The sequence below is a fragment of the Parabacteroides goldsteinii DSM 19448 = WAL 12034 genome (genome assembly GCF_000969835.1).
Lineage (GTDB): Bacteria > Bacteroidota > Bacteroidia > Bacteroidales > Tannerellaceae > Parabacteroides > Parabacteroides goldsteinii.
Genome location: NZ_KQ033912.1, coordinates 2,930,424 through 2,947,443 on the forward strand (window position 1 = coordinate 2,930,424; position 17,020 = coordinate 2,947,443).

General features: G+C 42.8%; 16 protein-coding genes. 9 read left to right on the forward strand and 7 right to left on the reverse strand.

Going from position 1 to position 17,020, the window contains the following annotated elements; all coding sequences use genetic code 11:
- The first annotated feature begins 2 nt into the window (after positions 1-2).
- Positions 3-968, forward strand: a complete 966-nt coding sequence (locus tag HMPREF1535_RS10595) for a helix-turn-helix domain-containing protein (RefSeq protein ID WP_046146510.1) — start codon at positions 3-5, stop codon at positions 966-968.
- Between the two features lie 320 nt (positions 969-1,288).
- Here the strand turns inward: HMPREF1535_RS10595 and HMPREF1535_RS10600 are convergent, their stop codons facing one another.
- Entirely contained in the window at positions 1,289-2,572 is a 1,284-nt protein-coding gene (locus HMPREF1535_RS10600) for a UDP-N-acetylmuramoyl-tripeptide--D-alanyl-D-alanine ligase (protein ID WP_010800842.1), read from the reverse strand.
- 119 nt (positions 2,573-2,691) lie between these two features.
- Between HMPREF1535_RS10600 and folP the strand changes: the two genes are divergently transcribed.
- From folP to HMPREF1535_RS10625, 5 genes are all read left to right on the forward strand, one after another.
- Positions 2,692-3,546 carry a dihydropteroate synthase gene (folP, locus tag HMPREF1535_RS10605; RefSeq protein WP_009859986.1) on the forward strand — a complete coding sequence of 285 codons (855 nt, stop codon included), beginning with the start codon at positions 2,692-2,694 and terminating at the stop codon, positions 3,544-3,546.
- 35 nt (positions 3,547-3,581) lie between these two features.
- The gene (gene cdaA, locus HMPREF1535_RS10610) at positions 3,582-4,367 is read left to right on the forward strand and encodes a diadenylate cyclase CdaA (protein WP_044215084.1); all 786 of its coding nucleotides are present in this window, start codon (positions 3,582-3,584) and stop codon (positions 4,365-4,367) included.
- 127 nt (positions 4,368-4,494) lie between these two features.
- A complete protein-coding gene (gene pta / locus HMPREF1535_RS10615) occupies positions 4,495-5,511 on the forward strand; it encodes a phosphate acetyltransferase (protein WP_046146097.1) in 1,017 nt (338 codons plus the stop codon).
- A gap of 20 nt (positions 5,512-5,531) precedes the next feature.
- Positions 5,532-6,731: an acetate/propionate family kinase gene (locus tag HMPREF1535_RS10620; protein WP_009859983.1), complete on the forward strand. Its 1,200-nt coding sequence runs from the start codon at positions 5,532-5,534 to the stop codon at positions 6,729-6,731.
- 73 nt (positions 6,732-6,804) lie between these two features.
- Complete coding sequence (locus tag HMPREF1535_RS10625) at positions 6,805-7,968, forward strand: hypothetical protein (protein ID WP_010800840.1); 1,164 nt, start codon at positions 6,805-6,807, stop codon at positions 7,966-7,968.
- A 130-nt stretch (positions 7,969-8,098) separates the two neighbouring features.
- On the opposite strand, the gene HMPREF1535_RS10630 is transcribed toward HMPREF1535_RS10625, so the two are convergent.
- The 6 genes from HMPREF1535_RS10630 to HMPREF1535_RS10655 form a co-directional block, all read right to left on the reverse strand.
- Positions 8,099-8,872, reverse strand: a complete 774-nt coding sequence (locus HMPREF1535_RS10630; RefSeq protein ID WP_046146098.1) for a UDP-2,3-diacylglucosamine diphosphatase — start codon at positions 8,870-8,872, stop codon at positions 8,099-8,101.
- Positions 8,869-9,186: an SUF system Fe-S cluster assembly protein gene (locus tag HMPREF1535_RS10635; protein WP_009859980.1), complete on the reverse strand. Its 318-nt coding sequence runs from the start codon at positions 9,184-9,186 to the stop codon at positions 8,869-8,871. Before HMPREF1535_RS10635 ends, HMPREF1535_RS10630 begins: the two co-directional genes overlap by 4 nt.
- Positions 9,187-9,256: 70 nt before the next feature.
- Positions 9,257-9,943: a RadC family protein gene (gene radC / locus HMPREF1535_RS10640; RefSeq protein ID WP_046146511.1), complete on the reverse strand. Its 687-nt coding sequence runs from the start codon at positions 9,941-9,943 to the stop codon at positions 9,257-9,259.
- 68 nt (positions 9,944-10,011) lie between these two features.
- Positions 10,012-10,578 (reverse strand): elongation factor P, encoded by a 567-nt coding sequence (efp, locus tag HMPREF1535_RS10645; RefSeq protein ID WP_009859978.1) that lies wholly within the window; start codon positions 10,576-10,578, stop codon positions 10,012-10,014.
- A 166-nt stretch (positions 10,579-10,744) separates the two neighbouring features.
- Positions 10,745-11,443: an LrgB family protein gene (locus HMPREF1535_RS10650; protein ID WP_046146099.1), complete on the reverse strand. Its 699-nt coding sequence runs from the start codon at positions 11,441-11,443 to the stop codon at positions 10,745-10,747.
- A complete protein-coding gene (locus tag HMPREF1535_RS10655; protein ID WP_009859976.1) occupies positions 11,436-11,786 on the reverse strand; it encodes a CidA/LrgA family protein in 351 nt (116 codons plus the stop codon). The genes HMPREF1535_RS10650 and HMPREF1535_RS10655 overlap by 8 nt, the downstream gene beginning before the upstream one ends.
- Positions 11,787-11,976: 190 nt before the next feature.
- On the opposite strand from HMPREF1535_RS10655, the gene HMPREF1535_RS10660 reads away from it, so the two are divergent.
- The 3 genes from HMPREF1535_RS10660 (at position 11,977) to HMPREF1535_RS10670 (ending at position 16,833) form a co-directional block, all read left to right on the forward strand.
- On the forward strand, positions 11,977-12,225 hold the full coding sequence (locus tag HMPREF1535_RS10660; RefSeq protein ID WP_009859975.1) for an AbrB/MazE/SpoVT family DNA-binding domain-containing protein: 249 nt from the start codon (positions 11,977-11,979) through the stop codon (positions 12,223-12,225).
- Entirely contained in the window at positions 12,219-12,539 is a 321-nt protein-coding gene (locus HMPREF1535_RS10665) for a type II toxin-antitoxin system PemK/MazF family toxin (protein ID WP_009859974.1), read from the forward strand. The genes HMPREF1535_RS10660 and HMPREF1535_RS10665 overlap by 7 nt, the downstream gene beginning before the upstream one ends.
- Positions 12,540-13,131: 592 nt before the next feature.
- On the forward strand, positions 13,132-16,833 hold the full coding sequence (locus HMPREF1535_RS10670; RefSeq protein WP_046146100.1) for a DUF6383 domain-containing protein: 3,702 nt from the start codon (positions 13,132-13,134) through the stop codon (positions 16,831-16,833).
- Positions 16,834-17,020: the final 187 nt, after the last annotated feature.

Genomic DNA, 17,020 nt, shown 5'->3' on the forward strand with positions numbered 1-17,020 from the left:
TTATGAGTAAAGACCTGATTTACGAAAAGTTAATCAGCGCGATCAGAGAGAAAATGCCACATAAAGCGACCCTGACCAATGCTTTGGTTGATTTACTGTGTATAGAAAGAGAAGCTGTGTACCGCCGTATGAGGGGCGATGTGGCTTTTTCTTTTGCAGAGATAGCTGCGATCTGCAATAAGTTTGGGGTCTCGTTGGATAATCTGGTCGGAGGATGTGCGGCAAAGAGTCGTCCTTATCAGCTGAGTCTGGTGGAGTATGTGGAACCGATAGAGGATGATTTTAAAATGTGGGAAATGTATAACGAACGGTTGCGGGAAGCTGGCACCGATCCGTCTTCCTGCGGGGTGGAGTGTATGAACGTGCTTCCTACCACTTTCTTACTTGATTACGATTATATAACCCGTTTTTATCTCTGTAAATGGTATAATCAGTATGGCCATTCGGATAGGGCGGTTCATTTCTGCGATATAGAACCTTCGGAGAAACTGTTGGAGGTTCAGCGGATAACTGCGGCGGAATCGAAACATATTGGGAAGACTACTTATATCTGGGATCCGTTGATTTTTCAATACATAGTGAATGATATATTATATTGTCGCAGTATCCATCTGATAGATACTGAAAATATCCGTCTTTTAAAACAGGATTTACTCCGTTTCCTCGATAATATGGAATTAATGGCAACCCGTGGGGTATATAATGAGACTGGTAATCCGGTTTTGTTTTATATTTCAAATATTAATTTTGATGCCAGTTATAGTTATCTGGATTCACAGAATTTCCGGATCAGCATCATTCGGGCATTTATTTTGAATACGGTTGTTTCGCAGGACGAAAAGGCCTATGAGATTGTCCGTAACTGGCTTCAGTCATTGCTGAAAGCCTCTACCATGATATCGGTCAGTGGTGAACAACAGCGTATTTTGTTTTTTGAGAAACAAAGAAGGATTATGGATAGCCTGTAATTTAAATTAATCCGTATCTTAGTTGCGTTCATTAAATTAAGATTATCTTATTGATTTTCCTGTTGTCGATCTGTGGTTACTACCGACGGTTGGTAAGATCATTGTATTTATCATGCTGGGAGTTATCCTGCTCGTATTGTCTTTCCTGTATCAGAAGCTGAAGAAGGTATTGTTTATGGATAATCAGGAGGAAGGAACTACTTGATCATATTGGCTACCGATAATTATGGACAGGCTTGTCGACAATTATGAGCAAACCTGTCGATAATTGTGAGCAGGCCTGCCGACAATTGTCGGCAAGCAAACAGGACAGACAGTTATTACAGAACTTCTATTGTCTTTTCCAATGCCATCCCGTGTGAACCTTTGATCAGGATATGGTATCCTTTTAACGGGTTGGCTTTTAATGCGTCGATCAATTCCTCTGTTGTGGCATAGGTGTCAAAGTCTTTGCCTGCTTTTTGGAAATGTTCTCCGCAGAGGAATACTTTATCGAATTTTCCGGCTTTGATTTCTTCTATCGCTTCGGCATGCAATTCGTCGCTAGCCGGCCCCAGTTCACGCATGTCACCCAAAATGACGGCTTTAGGGGATACCGGCATGGCTGTAAAGTTCTCTAACGCGACTTTCATGCTGCTGGGGTTTGCGTTGTAAGCATCGATCAGTAAGGTGTTGCTTGCTGTCTCTTTTAACTGCGACCGGTTGTTTGTCGGCTCGTAAGCGGCAATGGCGCGGCTGATGCGTTCTGCCGGAATTTTAAAGTAACGGCCTATGGCGACGGCGGCAAGCACATTATCCAGATTATATGCCCCGATCAGGTGCGTATCTACAGTATGAATTTTCCCCTGTTGTTTCCAGTCGAAAGTGAGGAACGGGTTACAGCTGATCACATGACCTGAAGCGAACGAAGTATCGTCTGCCCCGTAAGTGATTTGTTCGATCCCTTTAGCGATCCCCTGGAGGTCTTTATTTTCTTTCTTTATAAATATCTTTCCCTTTGTGCGGCGGATATAGTCATACAATTCCCCTTTTGTTTTTATTACACCCTCAAAGGAACCGAAACCTTCCAGGTGGGCGCGTCCGACGTTGGTAATGATTCCGTAGTTCGGCAAAACGATTTCTACCAGTTCTTTGATATCGCCCGGATGACTGGCACCCATTTCGATAACTGCCATCTCATGATCGTGTGTCAGTCGAAGCAGGGTCAGGGGAACACCGATATGATTGTTCAGGTTGCCTTCGGTATAAAGCAGGTTGAACTTGGTGGATAATACGGCCGCCAGTAATTCTTTGGTGGTCGTTTTCCCATTTGTTCCGGTAATACCGATAATGGGAATACCTAATACTTTACGATGGCGGTGAGCCAACTGTTGTAAGGCTGTCAATACATTGTCGACCAGGATGGTGCGTTCGCCTGTGACATAGTCCGGGTTATCGATCACGGCATAAGAGCAACCTGTAGCCAGTGCTTTTTCTGCGTATTGGTTTCCGTCAAATCTTTCCCCTTTCAGGGCGAAAAAGATAGAACCACGCGGACAATTGCGACTGTCTGTCGTTATTTTCGGATGGTGTATAAATAATTCATACAGTTCTGAAATACTCATAGCTTTCTTTCGTTTGCTGATTATTGGAGAGCAAAAGTAGTAATTAAATGAAGAATGAGGAATGAAGAGGGAAGATTTCAGTGAGAATCGTGTATCTTTGCTGGAAATATAAAATTGGAATGTCAGATAAAACGCTCAATATTAAGGGAACACTCATGTCGCTCTCTACCCCGGTAGTGATGGGGATTCTGAATGTTACCCCTGATTCTTTTTATGCCGGAAGCCGTAAACAAACGGAAGCAGATATCGAAGAACGCATACAGGCTATATTGTCGGAAGGCGGTCAGATCATTGATATCGGCGGATATTCGTCCCGCCCCGATGCAGAGGAGGTTTCGCCGGAAGAAGAGATGGAACGGCTGGTTTTTGCCTTAAAGATATTGAACGCACATTATCCGGAGGCTGTCGTATCGGTCGATACATTTCGTGCTGATGTGGCCCGTAAATGTGTGGAGGATTATGGTGTTGCCATCATAAACGATATATCGGGCGGCGAACTGGATCCGGCTATGTTCGGTACTGTTGCCGGGCTGAATGTACCTTATATTATGATGCATATGCGCGGAACCCCCCAGACAATGCAGCAGCATACCGGTTATACGGATATGATGGAAGAGATCATGCTGTATTTCGCATCGAAAGTACGTGAACTTCGTTTGCTGGGGGTAAATGATATTATCCTTGACCCAGGGTTCGGTTTCAGTAAAACGGTCGATCAGAATTACCTTTTGATGAATCGTTTACAGGAGTTCGGCGTGTTCGATCTTCCCCTTTTAGTCGGTATATCCCGCAAAAGTATGATCTACCGTTTCCTGGGAGGAACACCTGCCGACAGCCTGAACGGAACTACGGTGCTGAATGCTTTTGCCCTAATGAACGGCACTGATATTCTCCGCGTTCATGATGTGAAAGCTGCTGTAGAAACAGTTAAAATAATAACCAAATTGAAAGTCGAAGATCACGTTCATCCGTAATTTTCAATTCTCAATTTTCAATTTTCAATTAAATTATGTGGATGCATTTCGGAATAAAAGACCTGATCGATGTACTGCTGGTAGCCTTCTTCCTTTATCAGACATACAAACTGATGAAAAGTTCGGGCACGCTGGCAATCTTTAGCGGGGTCGTTTCGTTTATTGTTGTATGGATCCTGGTTTCGCAGGTGTTGGAAATGCGTTTGATGGGCGCCATACTGGATAAGTTTATCAGTGTCGGTTTTGTCGTACTGGTTATTTTGTTTCAGGATGAAATCAGGCGTTTCCTGCTGGCCCTCGGTTCGCACCGCGGCTGGAAGTTTCTGGGGAAACTGTTTTCAAAAAGAGGAGCGGATAAGGAGAGTGAAGGTAAGTTTGTCGCTCCGGTGGTTCTGGCCTGTATGAATATGGCGCGTAAAAAGACCGGTGCCCTGATCGTTATCCAACAAGATGTGGACCTGTCGGTTTATGAACATACCGGCGAAATGTTCAATGCTGATGTGAATGCCCGTCTGATTGAAAATATCTTCTTCAAAAACAGTCCTTTGCATGATGGTGCCATGATCATAGCAGACGGAAGGATCAAGGCTGCCGGTTGTATCCTGCCGGTTGCGCAGAACGCCAATCTGCCGAAAGACCTGGGTTTGCGCCATCGTTCGGCACTGGGAATGTCGCTGGATACGGATGCATTGATTATTATCGTATCGGAAGAGCGCGGTAAGATATCTGTGGCTCATAACGGCAAGTTGGCAATCAATATCTCAGCCGAAGAACTTCAGCAAATCCTTTCCGGAGAGCGTGAAGTCGTGAATTACTGTTAAATGTTCTGAAAGTGGCAGGTCGGGATGCAATTCTTTTGCACTTTTTGCAAACTCTATGTTGCATTTTGTCTACTTTTGTACCCGCAAACAGTAGCAATTACTAAATTCTATAAAAATATCTTCCGCTATGGATTTAATGCAAGAGATTATTGCACGCGCTAAAGCTGACAAGCAGCGCATTGTTCTTCCCGAAGGAACAGAAGAAAGAACATTAAAAGCCGCCGACCGTTTATTGGCCGATGGAGTTGCTGACATCATTTTGATCGGAAATCCTGCCGAGATTTCTTCTCTGGCAGCAAACTACGGTCTGAACCACATCGGACAGGCTACTATTGTTGACCCCAAAAATCATGAAAAGAAAGCCGCTTACGCCGACCTGCTTTTCCAATTGCGCCAGAAAAAAGGCATGACTCCTGAAAAGGCAGCCGTTACGGTAGAAGATCCTTTATTCCTTGCCTGCCTGATGATCAAGGCCGGTGATGCCGACGGTGAAATTGCCGGTGCGCAGAATACGACAGGTAACGTGCTTCGTCCTGCTTTGCAGATCATCAAGACTGCTCCGGGCATGAGTTGCGTATCAGGTGCATTCCTTATGTTTACAAAGAAACCGGAATACGGTAAAGAAGGTCTTTTGGTTTTTGCCGACTGTGCCGTAATGCCGAATCCTACTGCTCCGGAACTGGCAAGTATCGCTGTAGCAACAGCAGCAACAGCCCGCGATATCGTTGGTGTTGAACCGCGTGTGGCCATGTTGAGCTTCTCTACGAAAGGCAGTGCTTCTCACGAAATGGTAGACAAAGTAGTTGAGGCTACCCGTCTGGCGAAAGAAATGGCTCCGGAACTGAAGATCGACGGCGAACTGCAGTCGGATGCAGCTTTGGTAGAATCGGTTGCTTCATTGAAGGCTCCGGGCAGCGAAGTGGCAGGAAAGGCTAACGTACTGGTATTCCCGACACTGGAAGTAGGTAATATTGCTTATAAACTGGTTCAGCGTCTGGGTGACGCAGAAGCTGTAGGCCCGATCCTTCAGGGTATGGCTGCTCCTGTTAACGACCTGTCACGCGGTTGTTCAGTAGATGATATTTATAAGATGGTTGCTATCGCCAGCAATCAGTCTATCGGCTTAAAAGCTGCTAAAAAGTAAAAAGACACAACAAGAAAGATATGAAGATATTAGTATTAAATTGCGGAAGCTCGTCTGTTAAGTACAAGCTGTTCAATATGGACACACACGAAGTACTGGCACAGGGCGGCGTAGAGAAGCTGGGTTTGCCGGGTTCTTTCCTGAAATTCACTCAGCCGGATGGCAAGAAAGTGATTCTTGAAAAAGAAATGCCTGAACACAATGCAGCTATCGAGTTCATCCTGAGTGTGCTGACTGACGATAAATACGGCTGTATCAAGTCGTTTAACGAAATCGATGCTGTAGGTCATCGTGTGGTACACGGTGGTGAAGCATTCAGCAGTAGTGTGGAAATTACTCCGGAAGTGATCGGTAAGATGGTTGAGTGTATTGATCTGGCACCGCTTCATAATCCGCCAAACCTGAAAGGTATCCGTGCTATGAGCGCATTGATCCCGGGAATCCGTCAGGTGGGTGTGTTCGACACTGCTTTCCATCAGACAATGCCGGATTATGCTTATATGTACGGTCTGCCTTATTCTCTGTATAAGAAATATGGTATCCGTCGTTATGGCTTCCACGGAACCAGTCATCGCTATGTATCAAAACGTGCTTGCGATATCCTGGGTGTTCCTTACGAAGAACAGCGTATCATTACAGCTCACGTAGGTAACGGTGGTTCTATCGCTGCTGTTAAAAACGGTAAGAGTATAGATACTTCTATGGGACTGACTCCGGTAGAAGGTTTACTGATGGGAACCCGTTGTGGTGATGTAGATGCCGGCGCACTTACATTCATCATGGATAAGGAAAAACTGGATGCCAAAGGTTTATCCGATCTGATCAACAAACAGAGCGGTGTACAGGGACTTTCCGGTATTTCTTCCGATATGCGTGAAATCGAAGCTGCTGTTGCCGAAGGAGATAAACGCGCTATCATGGCATTGAATATCTATAACTACCGCATCAAGAAATATATCGGTGCATATGCTGCTGCTATGGGTGGTTGCGATATCCTGGTATGGACTGGCGGCGTAGGTGAAAACCAATGGGCTACTCGTCGTGTTGTATGTGAAAACATGGAATTCATGGGCATGAAGATCGACGTTGAAAAGAACGAAGGTATGCGTGGTGAAGAAATGGTGATCAGCACTCCGGACAGTAAGGTAACAATTATCGTTGTGCCGACTGACGAAGAATATATGATCGCTTCCGATACAATGGATATATTAGGTAAATAAATATTGGTAATTGATAAAGACCGAGGAAGGGTGTAAAAGCTTTTCTCCGGTCTTTTCATTAAAGACTACTATTATGCAGAAAATTATCTCTTTTTTGTTTTCTCTTTTCAGAAACAAAAAGTTTCTGGCTTTGTTGATTTTGTTCGGCATAGTAGTAAAATTATGTATGCTTCCTTTTTACCCTCAACCGGGGGATTATACTTTTTTCCTTCTGCCGTGGGTGGAATTTATCAAGTCGAACGGTTATTTTGAGGCTTTCCGTTATCCGTTTGCTAATTACACACCGGCTTATCTGTATTTTTTATTACTGATAGCTAAGCTTGGGGTAGCTCCTTTAGTGGGGATTAAATTGTTGTCTGTTCTCTTTGAGTATGTGGCTGCTTGGTTTGTGGGGGCGATTGCTTATCAGAAATATAAGGAAAATTGGGTGAGATGGTGTGCGTTTGCCGTGGTGCCACTTCTTCCGACAGTCCTGATTAATAGTTCCTACTGGGCTCAATGCGACTCTATTTATGCCTCTTTCCTGTTGGGAAGTATTTATTTTGTGATGAAGAAGCGCTCTCTTCTTTCCGTTTTGTTTCTGGGGATTTCTTTTTCCTTTAAATTACAGGCTGTACTTCTCTTTCCTTTTTTCTTTGTTTTGTTGCTGAGGAACAGGATTAAATGGTATTATTTTTTGTTGATTCCTGCTGTTTATCTGGTATCGGTTTTTCCTTCTTATATAGCCGGTCGGCCGTTGATGGATTTATTGTCTGTGTTTGTAAAACAGTCATCGCATTATGAGGAACTTTCTTTACAGTTTCCCAATATTTATATGTGGATCAGCAATGATTACTACGAACCGGTAAAATGGATAGGAATACTGTTTACTTTTTTGTTCGCGTTAATAGGAGGTGGATATCTGGCCTGGAAACGTCCGGTTAATTTGACGAACGAGTATTTGGTCCGGTTGGCATTGCTTTCGGCTGTGATTTTTCCTTTTATTTTGCCAGGAATGCATGAACGATATATGTATGCGGGTGATTTGCTGGCTGTTGTTTATATGTTGTATTTCCCCCGGAAATTCTATTATGCAGTGGGGATTCCTATTGTCTCTTTCTTTTCTTATGCACTTTGTACTTCGCTCAACGAGACATTGATTCATTATCTGGGAGTACCGATGACTATTTTTTATTTGTTGGTAATCATTGGCCTGATACGCGATTTTGTGCTATCCGGTAAGACTTCGGAAAAATAATCCTCTTGTTTTTGTCTATAATTAGAGAAAACTGTGTAACTTGCATCCGGTTAATAATAACTAATCCTCACAGCTTACAAAACACAGGATTAGTGTTTAGACTGCTCTGACACCGGTTGGGGCAGTTTTTTTAATCTTCAATTAGTTCGAACTGTTCAAGGAACAGATTTTCGCCATCCCATACGATATAAGAAAAGAGTGTCATCCAGTCGCCGGCGATCAGCAGGCGGGAGGTGCGTGAAAGCATCAGGTCGAGCATGATATGACGATGCCCGAAAATAAAGAAATTGATGTCCGGATGTGTTTTCAGATAGTCTTTAGCGAATAGAACCAGATATTCAGCTGACTCACCTTTATATTCGAGTGCATTTTCTTTTTCCAGTCCGCTTTTACGGCTGCTCAGTGACCAACCGAGGGCAAAACCGAAAGTCCAGCGGGGATGAATGCCGGCATAAAGCCACTGGCAGAATTTGTTACGGAAAAGGGCACGGATAAAGCGGAAGGCTTTGCTGCGGTAGTCCACTTCGTCGCCATGGCCGAGAAAGAAACGCTTGCCCAGCAGATCGGTCGTCAATACGTCCCGATGGATCACTGCACCGATTTCATTGGGCAGGTAATCGAACATCCAGATGTCGTGGTTACCGATAAAAATATGGATTTCGATGCCGCTGTCCGATAATTCGGCCAGCTTGCCGAGGAAACGGGTAAATCCTTTGGGTACTACATATTTATATTCGTACCAGTAGTCGAACATATCTCCCAGAAAATAGATTGCCATAGCTTCGTCTTTGATGCTGTCGAGCCAACGCACCAACTTTTTCTCAACGGCCAGCGGGTCTTTATGAAAACGGGCGCCCAGATGGGCGTCCGAGGCAAAATATATTTTCTTCCGGGATGTATTCATAGGAAACCTAGTTCGAGTTTCGCTTCTTCCGACATCATATCCTTATCCCATTCCGGTTCGAATACGAGGTTGACTTCCACGTTGTTCACCCCATCTACCGATTCCACTTTCATGCGGACATCTTCCAGAATAAAATCGGCGGCCGGGCAATTCGGAGCCGTCAGGGTCATATCTATGCGGACGTTCTTTTCGTCGTCTATATCTACTTTGTAAATCAGGCCGAGATCGAATACGTTGACCGGTATTTCCGGATCATATACCGTTTTCAGCATGGCGACAATCGCTTCTTCTGTTTGGAGGAATTCGTTGTTCATCTTCTTTTAATTTGAATGCAAATATACATTAATATCTTCTATATAGTAAACCATAGAAAAGATAAAATGTTTACAACCCCAGTCGTCCTTCGTCTGCATAGCTGAAGTAGCTGCCGTCGGCAAGGATAATATGGTCTAATAAGTTTATTTCAAGTAATTCGGCGGCCTTATGCAGGCGTTTGGTCAGGGAGTCATCCTGCGAACTCGGGTGAGTGTTTCCCGAAGGATGATTATGGCAGAGAATAATACCGGCAGCCAGTGCATTGATAGCCGTTTTCAGTATGATGCGCAGGTCGGCGGAGGTTTCGGCCGTTCCTCCCTGGCTGATCCGGGTTTTTCCGGTCACTTTTCCGGCCCGGTTTGTCAGGGCAATCCATAATTCTTCGTGAGGTAAATCGCAGAGCAAGGGGTGAAACAAAGAGTAGGCGTCGTGGCTACTTCGGATCGACTGGCACAGGACCGGATCGGACAGGTTGCGGCGTTTGCCGAGCTCGAGTGCAGCGCATATTGTGATCGCTTTCGCTTCACCAATACCTTTGAAGCCGGAGATCAGTTCCCGGATTGTCAGTTTTGCCAATGCATTCAGATTATTGTCTGCCGTGTTGAGGATACGCTGCGACAATTGTACGGCTGTTTCATTGCTGTTACCCGAACTAATGAGGATGGCTAAAAGTTCGGCATCACTGAGAGAGGCGACACCTTTGAGTAACATTTTTTCGCGCGGGCGGTCTTCTGCTGCCCATTCTTTTATTTTCATAGCAATATGTTTTGGATAAGAAAAAATAGAAGGGCAGTCCATAAAACCGCCCTTACAATATATAAATATTATTCACGGATACGTCCTACGTAAGAACCGTCTGTTGTGTTGATTTCGATGATTTCGCCTTCATTGATGAATAACGGAACACGAACTTCTGCACCAGATTCCACGGTAGCCGGTTTCAATGTGTTTGTAGCAGTATCGCCTTTTACACCCGGTTCTGTATAAGTTACTTTCAACTGTACTTTGGTAGGCATGTCAGCAAAAAGAACAGTATCTGTAGATGCATCGGAAACAACTTCCACAATCTGACCTTCGATCATGAAATCTACTCCGTTAATCAAGTCTTTGTCGATGATTACGTCATCGAATGTTTCCTGATTCATGAAGTGGTAATGTTCGCCTTCTGCATAAGTATATTGGTAAGGACGACGTTCTACACGTACATCTTCCAGTTTTTCACCGATATTGAAGCGGCGTTCGATCTGGCCTCCTTTTACTACGTCTTTCAATGTAGTACGCATAATTGTGTTACCTTTTCCCGGTTTTACGTGAAGAAAGTCTACACAGAAATAGAGTTTACCGTCCAAACGTATACAAGTCCCTTTTTTAATGTCTTGTGAATTAATCATATGAATATTTTTATTTATAATGTTTTTTTGAATTGTCTTCGGTCATTTTCGGGTACAAAAGTAGTGTTTTCCTCTTAAAGTACCAATATATGCCTATGTTTTTATTCAGAAATAGGTTGCAAATCAGTCTGATATGATTTCAGAAGGCACAGAAGAAGGTGTTATCCTAAAACAGGGAAATGATAAAACTGATTACCGGGACCAGAATGGCGGTCATAATTCCCATCAAGCCGATAGCCAGTCCGCTCAGTGCACCTTCGACAGCTCCGATCTGTATGGCAACGGAAGTTCCCAGTCCATGTGATGATGCTCCCAATGCCAGCCCTTTGGCGATCCGGCTTTCAATACCTAATACTTTCATCACGAACGGGCCGACAATACTGCCGAATATACCTACTGCTACAACGATAACGGCTGTTAACGAAGGCATTCCTCCGGCCTTTTCGGCAATACCCATAGCGATAGGAGTTGTAACGGATTTCGGTTGGAGGGTGGCGATCAATGCCTGGTCGGCTCCCATCAGGTCGCCGATCACGATCACGCTCACGATGCCGATAATGGCTCCGACGAATACGGAGGTGAGGATAGAGATCACATTCCCTTTCAGGTATTGCATCTGTTCGTATAAGACAAATCCCAATGCGACAACCGATGGTCCCAGCAAGAAATGGATCAGATGGCTTCCCCGCTGGAAAGACTCATATTCGATTCCCATCATTTTCAGTACGGCAATAATAACGAGGATAGATGTCAACAGCGGATGCAGCAGGCTGATACGGGTTTTCTTATACAAAGCCAATGCCGCCATATAAGTACCGATCACCAATGTGAGTGAAAATATTTCCGATTGCGCGAGGTTATTCATTGCTTCCGACCTCCTTGCCGAGTTTTTGTTGGATAAGTGCGACACTCGCTATCACCAGGATTGTACTGACCACGGAGGCAGTAAGAATAACTGCCCAATATTGTGATATGACTCCCAGCGACGTCATAAGCCCGACGCCTGCGGGAAGGAAGAACAGCCCCATGTTTTCAGTGAGGATCGTGGATAGTTTTTTTACGTTGGCAGGCTTTACCAGCTTAAAGACCAATGCCAGGAATAACAATATCATACCGATCACGCTTCCCGGAATGAAACCGTCGATAAAGGAGCTGATAAACTCTCCGGTAAAATAGAAGAACAGAATGTAAAATGCTTGTTTTAGCATATCTCTTTACTGTTTAAATAGACACTGCAAAGATAACAGCTTTGCAGGAAATATGTTCTACAACATAGTAATTTAACATAAATACTTGTTGAATGAGGCTGCTAGATAACAACCTTTAACAGGGCTATGTTATAACCCGGTATCTTTATTACTATATTTGTGTAGTATAAATGTTATAACATGTGGTAGTATGGAAAGAAATATCGTACAAATCGGAAACAGTATGGGCGTTATATTACCAGCTAGTATTCTAAAGCGCCTGAATTTGTCGGCTAAAGATCCGGTAACAATCACACATAGGAACAACAGTATTATTATCAAGCCTGTCCCGCGTAGGAATTGGGAAGCTGCCGCATCACAGATGCATGCAGCCGGAGATGATAACCTGATTATGCCGGATATATTAGAGGATGAGAAGATGGAGGGACTGGAATGGTAGAAAGATTTGGTATCTATTGGGTCGACTTTAACCCGACAAAAGGAAGTGAGATTAATAAAATTAGGCCGGCAGTTGTCGTATCACCGGATGAGTTGAACCGCCATTTGAATACGGTTATAATTATTCCCTTGACATCGACACTCACTCCTTATCCTTGGCGGGTGAAGTGTACTTTAGACGGAAAAGAGGGTATGATAGCCACCGACCAGATTCGGACTGTCGATAAATTGAGGATAGGAAAGCAAGCAGGTGTATTGAACGAAGATGAAAGAGAAAGCCTGATTGATGTATTGGAAGAAATGTTTATACTGTAGCCTTTGGATCAAAAAAATATGAATAAACCTGGAGAAGAAATCAATAATCTGTAAAAACCTTTCTAAAAATAATGATGGGGCTGTCGTTTCAACGATAGCCTTTTTTGTATGAATGAAAATCCCCCGCTTATTCCCCCCTAAAACAGGCTAAATCCTATCTTTTAACAATTCTCGGCAAAAAACTGAAAAAGTAGGTGTTGGAACACAGTGTATTATGAAATGTGCGTGGGTATATATTTATGTATATGAAGAGGATGGAAAATGATAAATAAACTATTGAATAATAAGGGATGGAATATAAAAAGTGAATGACTAATTTTAACGTTCCTTTTTTCTCGCCAGCAAAGTTACTACATTCTTTTAATCCTCCAATCTTTTTCAAAATATTTTTTCCTTTCCTATATCCTTTCTTATCAACAGAATAGCAAAACTAGTACGAAAATCATCCTTTTGACCACAAAGACAAAATGGGCAAAAAACAATGACTAGAAAAAAGGAACGTTTTCTCTAGTCATCTGCTCTTAGAAACGTTCCTGATCTGAGGTTAAAAGACTTTTTAAATAACACTATTATTAATATTAAACGAAAGATTATGAACAAAAAGTTTTCTACTTTGATGACGGGAGCGTTATTGGTAGGATCAATTACTGTCGCAAGTGCTCAGCATGCGAATAAGAGTGATTGGGAAGTACCGTTTCGCACCCAAGATGTAACTGCAGCAAGCTTGGATCAGATTGCTGTTACTAAAATCAATAAATTTGATTCAAACAAGTACTACCAATTGGTGGTAAATGAAAATGCAGAGACTGATGTACTTGGCGAAAATGCGTATATCAGAACTCCGAAGGTTCTTGTGCAGGCTAGAGATTATAAAACCGGTAAATTGTATTTAAAGGTAGTAAGCATTGACGAAACACAAGAAATAGGCGCAAAATTAACCTCTTCATTGTGGAAAATCGATGTGCAGGAAGATGCTTCTAACGGTGTTAACTTCAGATTCATCAATAAAGAAACAGGCTATCCTCTGACATTTGATCATGAGAATGCTGTTGCAGGAGGAACTCTTACTGCTGATTCAAAGATCTCAGGTGCTGTAGAGAAAACATTAGTAGACGGTTGTATCGACAGATGGACTTGGTATAATATCGCAGAAAAAACAACTGGTACATTTGATGCACAGAAATTATGGGCTTTTGTACATGATACGAATTCTAAAAAAGTAATTGCTTTAGCTCAGAATGCATCTGGTGACGTTGTTGCTGTTGAATATTCAGATGCAGATGCCGGTGTAAACATGGCAGACCAGAATGTAATTGCTTTGACACCGGTTGTAGCTGGTGCTAAAGTTCTTTCTGCTAATGATATCAATAGCATGATCGATGCTGATGGTTCATGGGAATACGGTAATAGTGTTGCCGGAGATAATTGGAATAAGGCAATCTTTGATGTATTCAATTCAGGAACAAAAGACGAAGTGGAACTTGCTGCTGATTATGATTATTTCGTAAGAGAAAAAGGATATGTTGCGGAAGAACATGATTATTCCGGATTGGAAGGTAATGTAAATATCTCCGATTATGCAGGTTTCAATATCGCATTGCGAGTAAAGAAGGCTGCAATTACTGAACCTGATTCTGTATTAATGGTATCAACAGAAGCTTATGAAGCAAATAAGTTGAATCCGGAAAAGAGCCCCAACCTGAAATTAGTGAATGCTCCGGCTCCTGATTATACAAAACTGACTGCATATAATGCACGTTCTATCTTTAAGTTCACTTATTTCCCGACTCAGGATAGCTTGGTTATCGAACCGTGGAATGCTTCTTCTATGTCTGTAGCTGAATACCAGGCAGGTACTGCATGGACTGCAACATCATTGGCAAGTGCTACAACTAAGCAGTTCTATAACTCTGTAAACGAAGGTAAAGCCCGCGGTACAGGTGCTATGACAGCTGCAGATAATACAGGTGTAAAGAAAGCCGAAAACGAACCGGTTGCAATCACAATCGCTTATTTGTCTGATGGTTCTGTCGTTCCTACAGTTGGCCGTGCCCGTACTTATCAGGGAGGTGCATTCGCTAATGCTGGTCTGGCTATTAATTCAAAAGGAAATGGTAAGGCTTATGTAACTAACAAGCAGGCTGATATGCTGATCCGTATCGGTTTCGATCACGATTATTCTTATTTGGCTCGTGCTTCAAAAGTGGACGGTACTTACTTTGTTCGTTTGTCTACAACAAAAGCAGCTAGCCAGGGTGAAAAGAGAGTAGACGGTTCATATATCGTTTCCGATTTTGCCGGACATATGTATTATGATGTAAAAGAAAACGAACAGGACTTCAATCATATGCCTGCAACTCAGTGGGTGGTTAAACAACTGGGATGTGATAACAGAACTGCTCCTCAAGACAATGAAACTCCGCGCGTAAGCATTACTAACCGCGAATTTGCAAATGTAGCATTTACAGGTCAGCTTTACAATGTGAAAGATGCTGAAGGTAATGTTGTTGCCGGTAAATATTACTTTATCGATCATACAAAAGATGCTAATGTAAATTATCTGGAAGGTCTGAGCCAGCATGGTGCAGCTTATAACTTCCTGAACTGTGGCGATACAATCTATTTCGATGATGTAAAAGATGCTACAAGAGGTTATCTGGACCTGAGCGGCAAACAAGTTACCGATACAACTTACGTATTCAACCTGATTGATGGTTTGAACAATGAAATGTTCCTGACAGCAGATGTAAATGACACATTGACAATTGCTAAAGAACAATTGGAATTCCAGTTGGATAACGCAAAATCTGTTACGGCAAACGGTTGGACGAAGACTATCTACAGACTGAAGATTAAAGATGCTAACCAGATCGATAACGATTACAAGTATATCGCATTGGATCAGAATCATAAGTTTGTAGCTAAATACGAAGAAGATGTTACAAGCGATCCTTCTTTGACAATGGCTTGGTTTGCATTCAAAGAAGATGCACATGCAAATGGCGCTCATTATTATGCAATGATCCTCACAAATGCAAAAGGTGAAGCTCTGCAGGTATTACGTCGTCAACCGATCAGCAATGAAATGAAAGTGGATGATCTGTGCACATCAATGGGTACAACGACTACTACAATCTTCGATATCAAACCGGTTAAGAGTCATATCTATGTACAGTTGGCTGACGAACAGGTTTATGTTCCTGCTAATATCCAGAAAGAACCGTATCAGGCATTCTTGTATGAAGATGCTGGTTCTGTTTACTCAGCAGGTAAAGGTATGAATTTCGTAGGTGTTCAGCCGAAGAATGTAACTCCGGAAGCTCCGTCTGTATATATCGACCTTGCAAAGAAAGATGATTACAGACCGTTGTATATGTTTGTTGTTGATCCGGATAGCGTACCTGCTTACACATTCTGTAAAGACGGTAATATCGAAGCTCCTCACGGATTGAATCCTTCTTGCGGACACGAAGAATCTTATGATGGTTACCTGGCTGGTCGTTTCATGATCAACTTGCAGGATTCAGTTGACCTGTATGAAAACATCAATAAGCTCCAGAATGCCAGCGTCTTCAAACATAACAACAAAACTCGTTTGGCATTTGTAGAAGCAATCCATAAAGGAGATAAGCTGTATATCCTGAAATCTGACTATACATTAGGTTTGAAAGCATGGGAAAAGAAAGACAGCAAGACTGTTATCGCTATCGAACAGGATGGTCACAAATATATCAATCCGAAATATTTCAAGGATAACGAAGCATTCCTGGCTGTAATTGATGTAACTAAGGCTGACGATGCTAACAAAGCTGCATTTGCTTTGAGAAGAGTTGGTTTCGAAGGTGACGGTTCAGCTGTAGAAAATCAGTTCTATATCGAAACAGCTGCAACAGGTTATGGTGCATTCAAGGGTGAAACAGCTGCTTGGTTGAAGGAAGAAGACGGTGTTGCCGTATTAGCTCAGAAAGCAAACAAGAACGGTAACCATGAAGGTTCTGATGATGCAATCAACGAAGGTATCAACCAGGCTACTCCGTTCACATTTGACTTTGAAAATGCTACAACTCCGACAGAGAACGAAACTATCGGTACTTCTGCAATCAGCGTAGTAGCAACTAATGGTGCTGTAATCGTTAAGGGTGCACAGGGCAAGAAAGTTGTTATCAACAACGTACTTGGTCAGGCAGTAGCTAACACAGTGATCACTTCAAGCGAAGCTACTATCTCTGTTCCTGCAGGTGTAGTATTTGTAGCTGTAGAAGGTGAACCTGCTGTTAAAGCAATCGTAAAATAAGAAACTATTTATAATCAATAGATTTTGACTGCGTGTCTTGTCTTCGGACAATGATAATTATCCCGTGAGGGTGAACAAGTGGTCGATATTAATACTAAAGTAATGAAATAAAGTTCTTCTGTTCGATCTCTGTGAAGAGCGAAGACAGACAAAAACAAGCCCCGGGGGATTTCCTCCGGGGCTTCGT

What these genes read in the sequence shown, in the direction of transcription:
- HMPREF1535_RS10595 (WP_046146510.1), top strand. Translation starts at nt 3, where the DNA reads ATGAGTAAAGACCTGATTTACGAAAAGTTAATCAGCGCGATCAGAGAG.
- HMPREF1535_RS10600 (WP_010800842.1), bottom strand. Translation starts at nt 2,572, where the DNA reads ATGAGTATTTCAGAACTGTATGAATTATTTATACACCATCCGAAAATA.
- folP (WP_009859986.1), top strand. Translation starts at nt 2,692, where the DNA reads ATGTCAGATAAAACGCTCAATATTAAGGGAACACTCATGTCGCTCTCT.
- cdaA (WP_044215084.1), top strand. Translation starts at nt 3,582, where the DNA reads ATGTGGATGCATTTCGGAATAAAAGACCTGATCGATGTACTGCTGGTA.
- pta (WP_046146097.1), top strand. Translation starts at nt 4,495, where the DNA reads ATGGATTTAATGCAAGAGATTATTGCACGCGCTAAAGCTGACAAGCAG.
- HMPREF1535_RS10620 (WP_009859983.1), top strand. Translation starts at nt 5,532, where the DNA reads ATGAAGATATTAGTATTAAATTGCGGAAGCTCGTCTGTTAAGTACAAG.
- HMPREF1535_RS10625 (WP_010800840.1), top strand. Translation starts at nt 6,805, where the DNA reads ATGCAGAAAATTATCTCTTTTTTGTTTTCTCTTTTCAGAAACAAAAAG.
- HMPREF1535_RS10630 (WP_046146098.1), bottom strand. Translation starts at nt 8,872, where the DNA reads ATGAATACATCCCGGAAGAAAATATATTTTGCCTCGGACGCCCATCTG.
- HMPREF1535_RS10635 (WP_009859980.1), bottom strand. Translation starts at nt 9,186, where the DNA reads ATGAACAACGAATTCCTCCAAACAGAAGAAGCGATTGTCGCCATGCTG.
- radC (WP_046146511.1), bottom strand. Translation starts at nt 9,943, where the DNA reads ATGAAAATAAAAGAATGGGCAGCAGAAGACCGCCCGCGCGAAAAAATG.
- efp (WP_009859978.1), bottom strand. Translation starts at nt 10,578, where the DNA reads ATGATTAATTCACAAGACATTAAAAAAGGGACTTGTATACGTTTGGAC.
- HMPREF1535_RS10650 (WP_046146099.1), bottom strand. Translation starts at nt 11,443, where the DNA reads ATGAATAACCTCGCGCAATCGGAAATATTTTCACTCACATTGGTGATC.
- HMPREF1535_RS10655 (WP_009859976.1), bottom strand. Translation starts at nt 11,786, where the DNA reads ATGCTAAAACAAGCATTTTACATTCTGTTCTTCTATTTTACCGGAGAG.
- HMPREF1535_RS10660 (WP_009859975.1), top strand. Translation starts at nt 11,977, where the DNA reads ATGGAAAGAAATATCGTACAAATCGGAAACAGTATGGGCGTTATATTA.
- HMPREF1535_RS10665 (WP_009859974.1), top strand. Translation starts at nt 12,219, where the DNA reads ATGGTAGAAAGATTTGGTATCTATTGGGTCGACTTTAACCCGACAAAA.
- HMPREF1535_RS10670 (WP_046146100.1), top strand. Translation starts at nt 13,132, where the DNA reads ATGAACAAAAAGTTTTCTACTTTGATGACGGGAGCGTTATTGGTAGGA.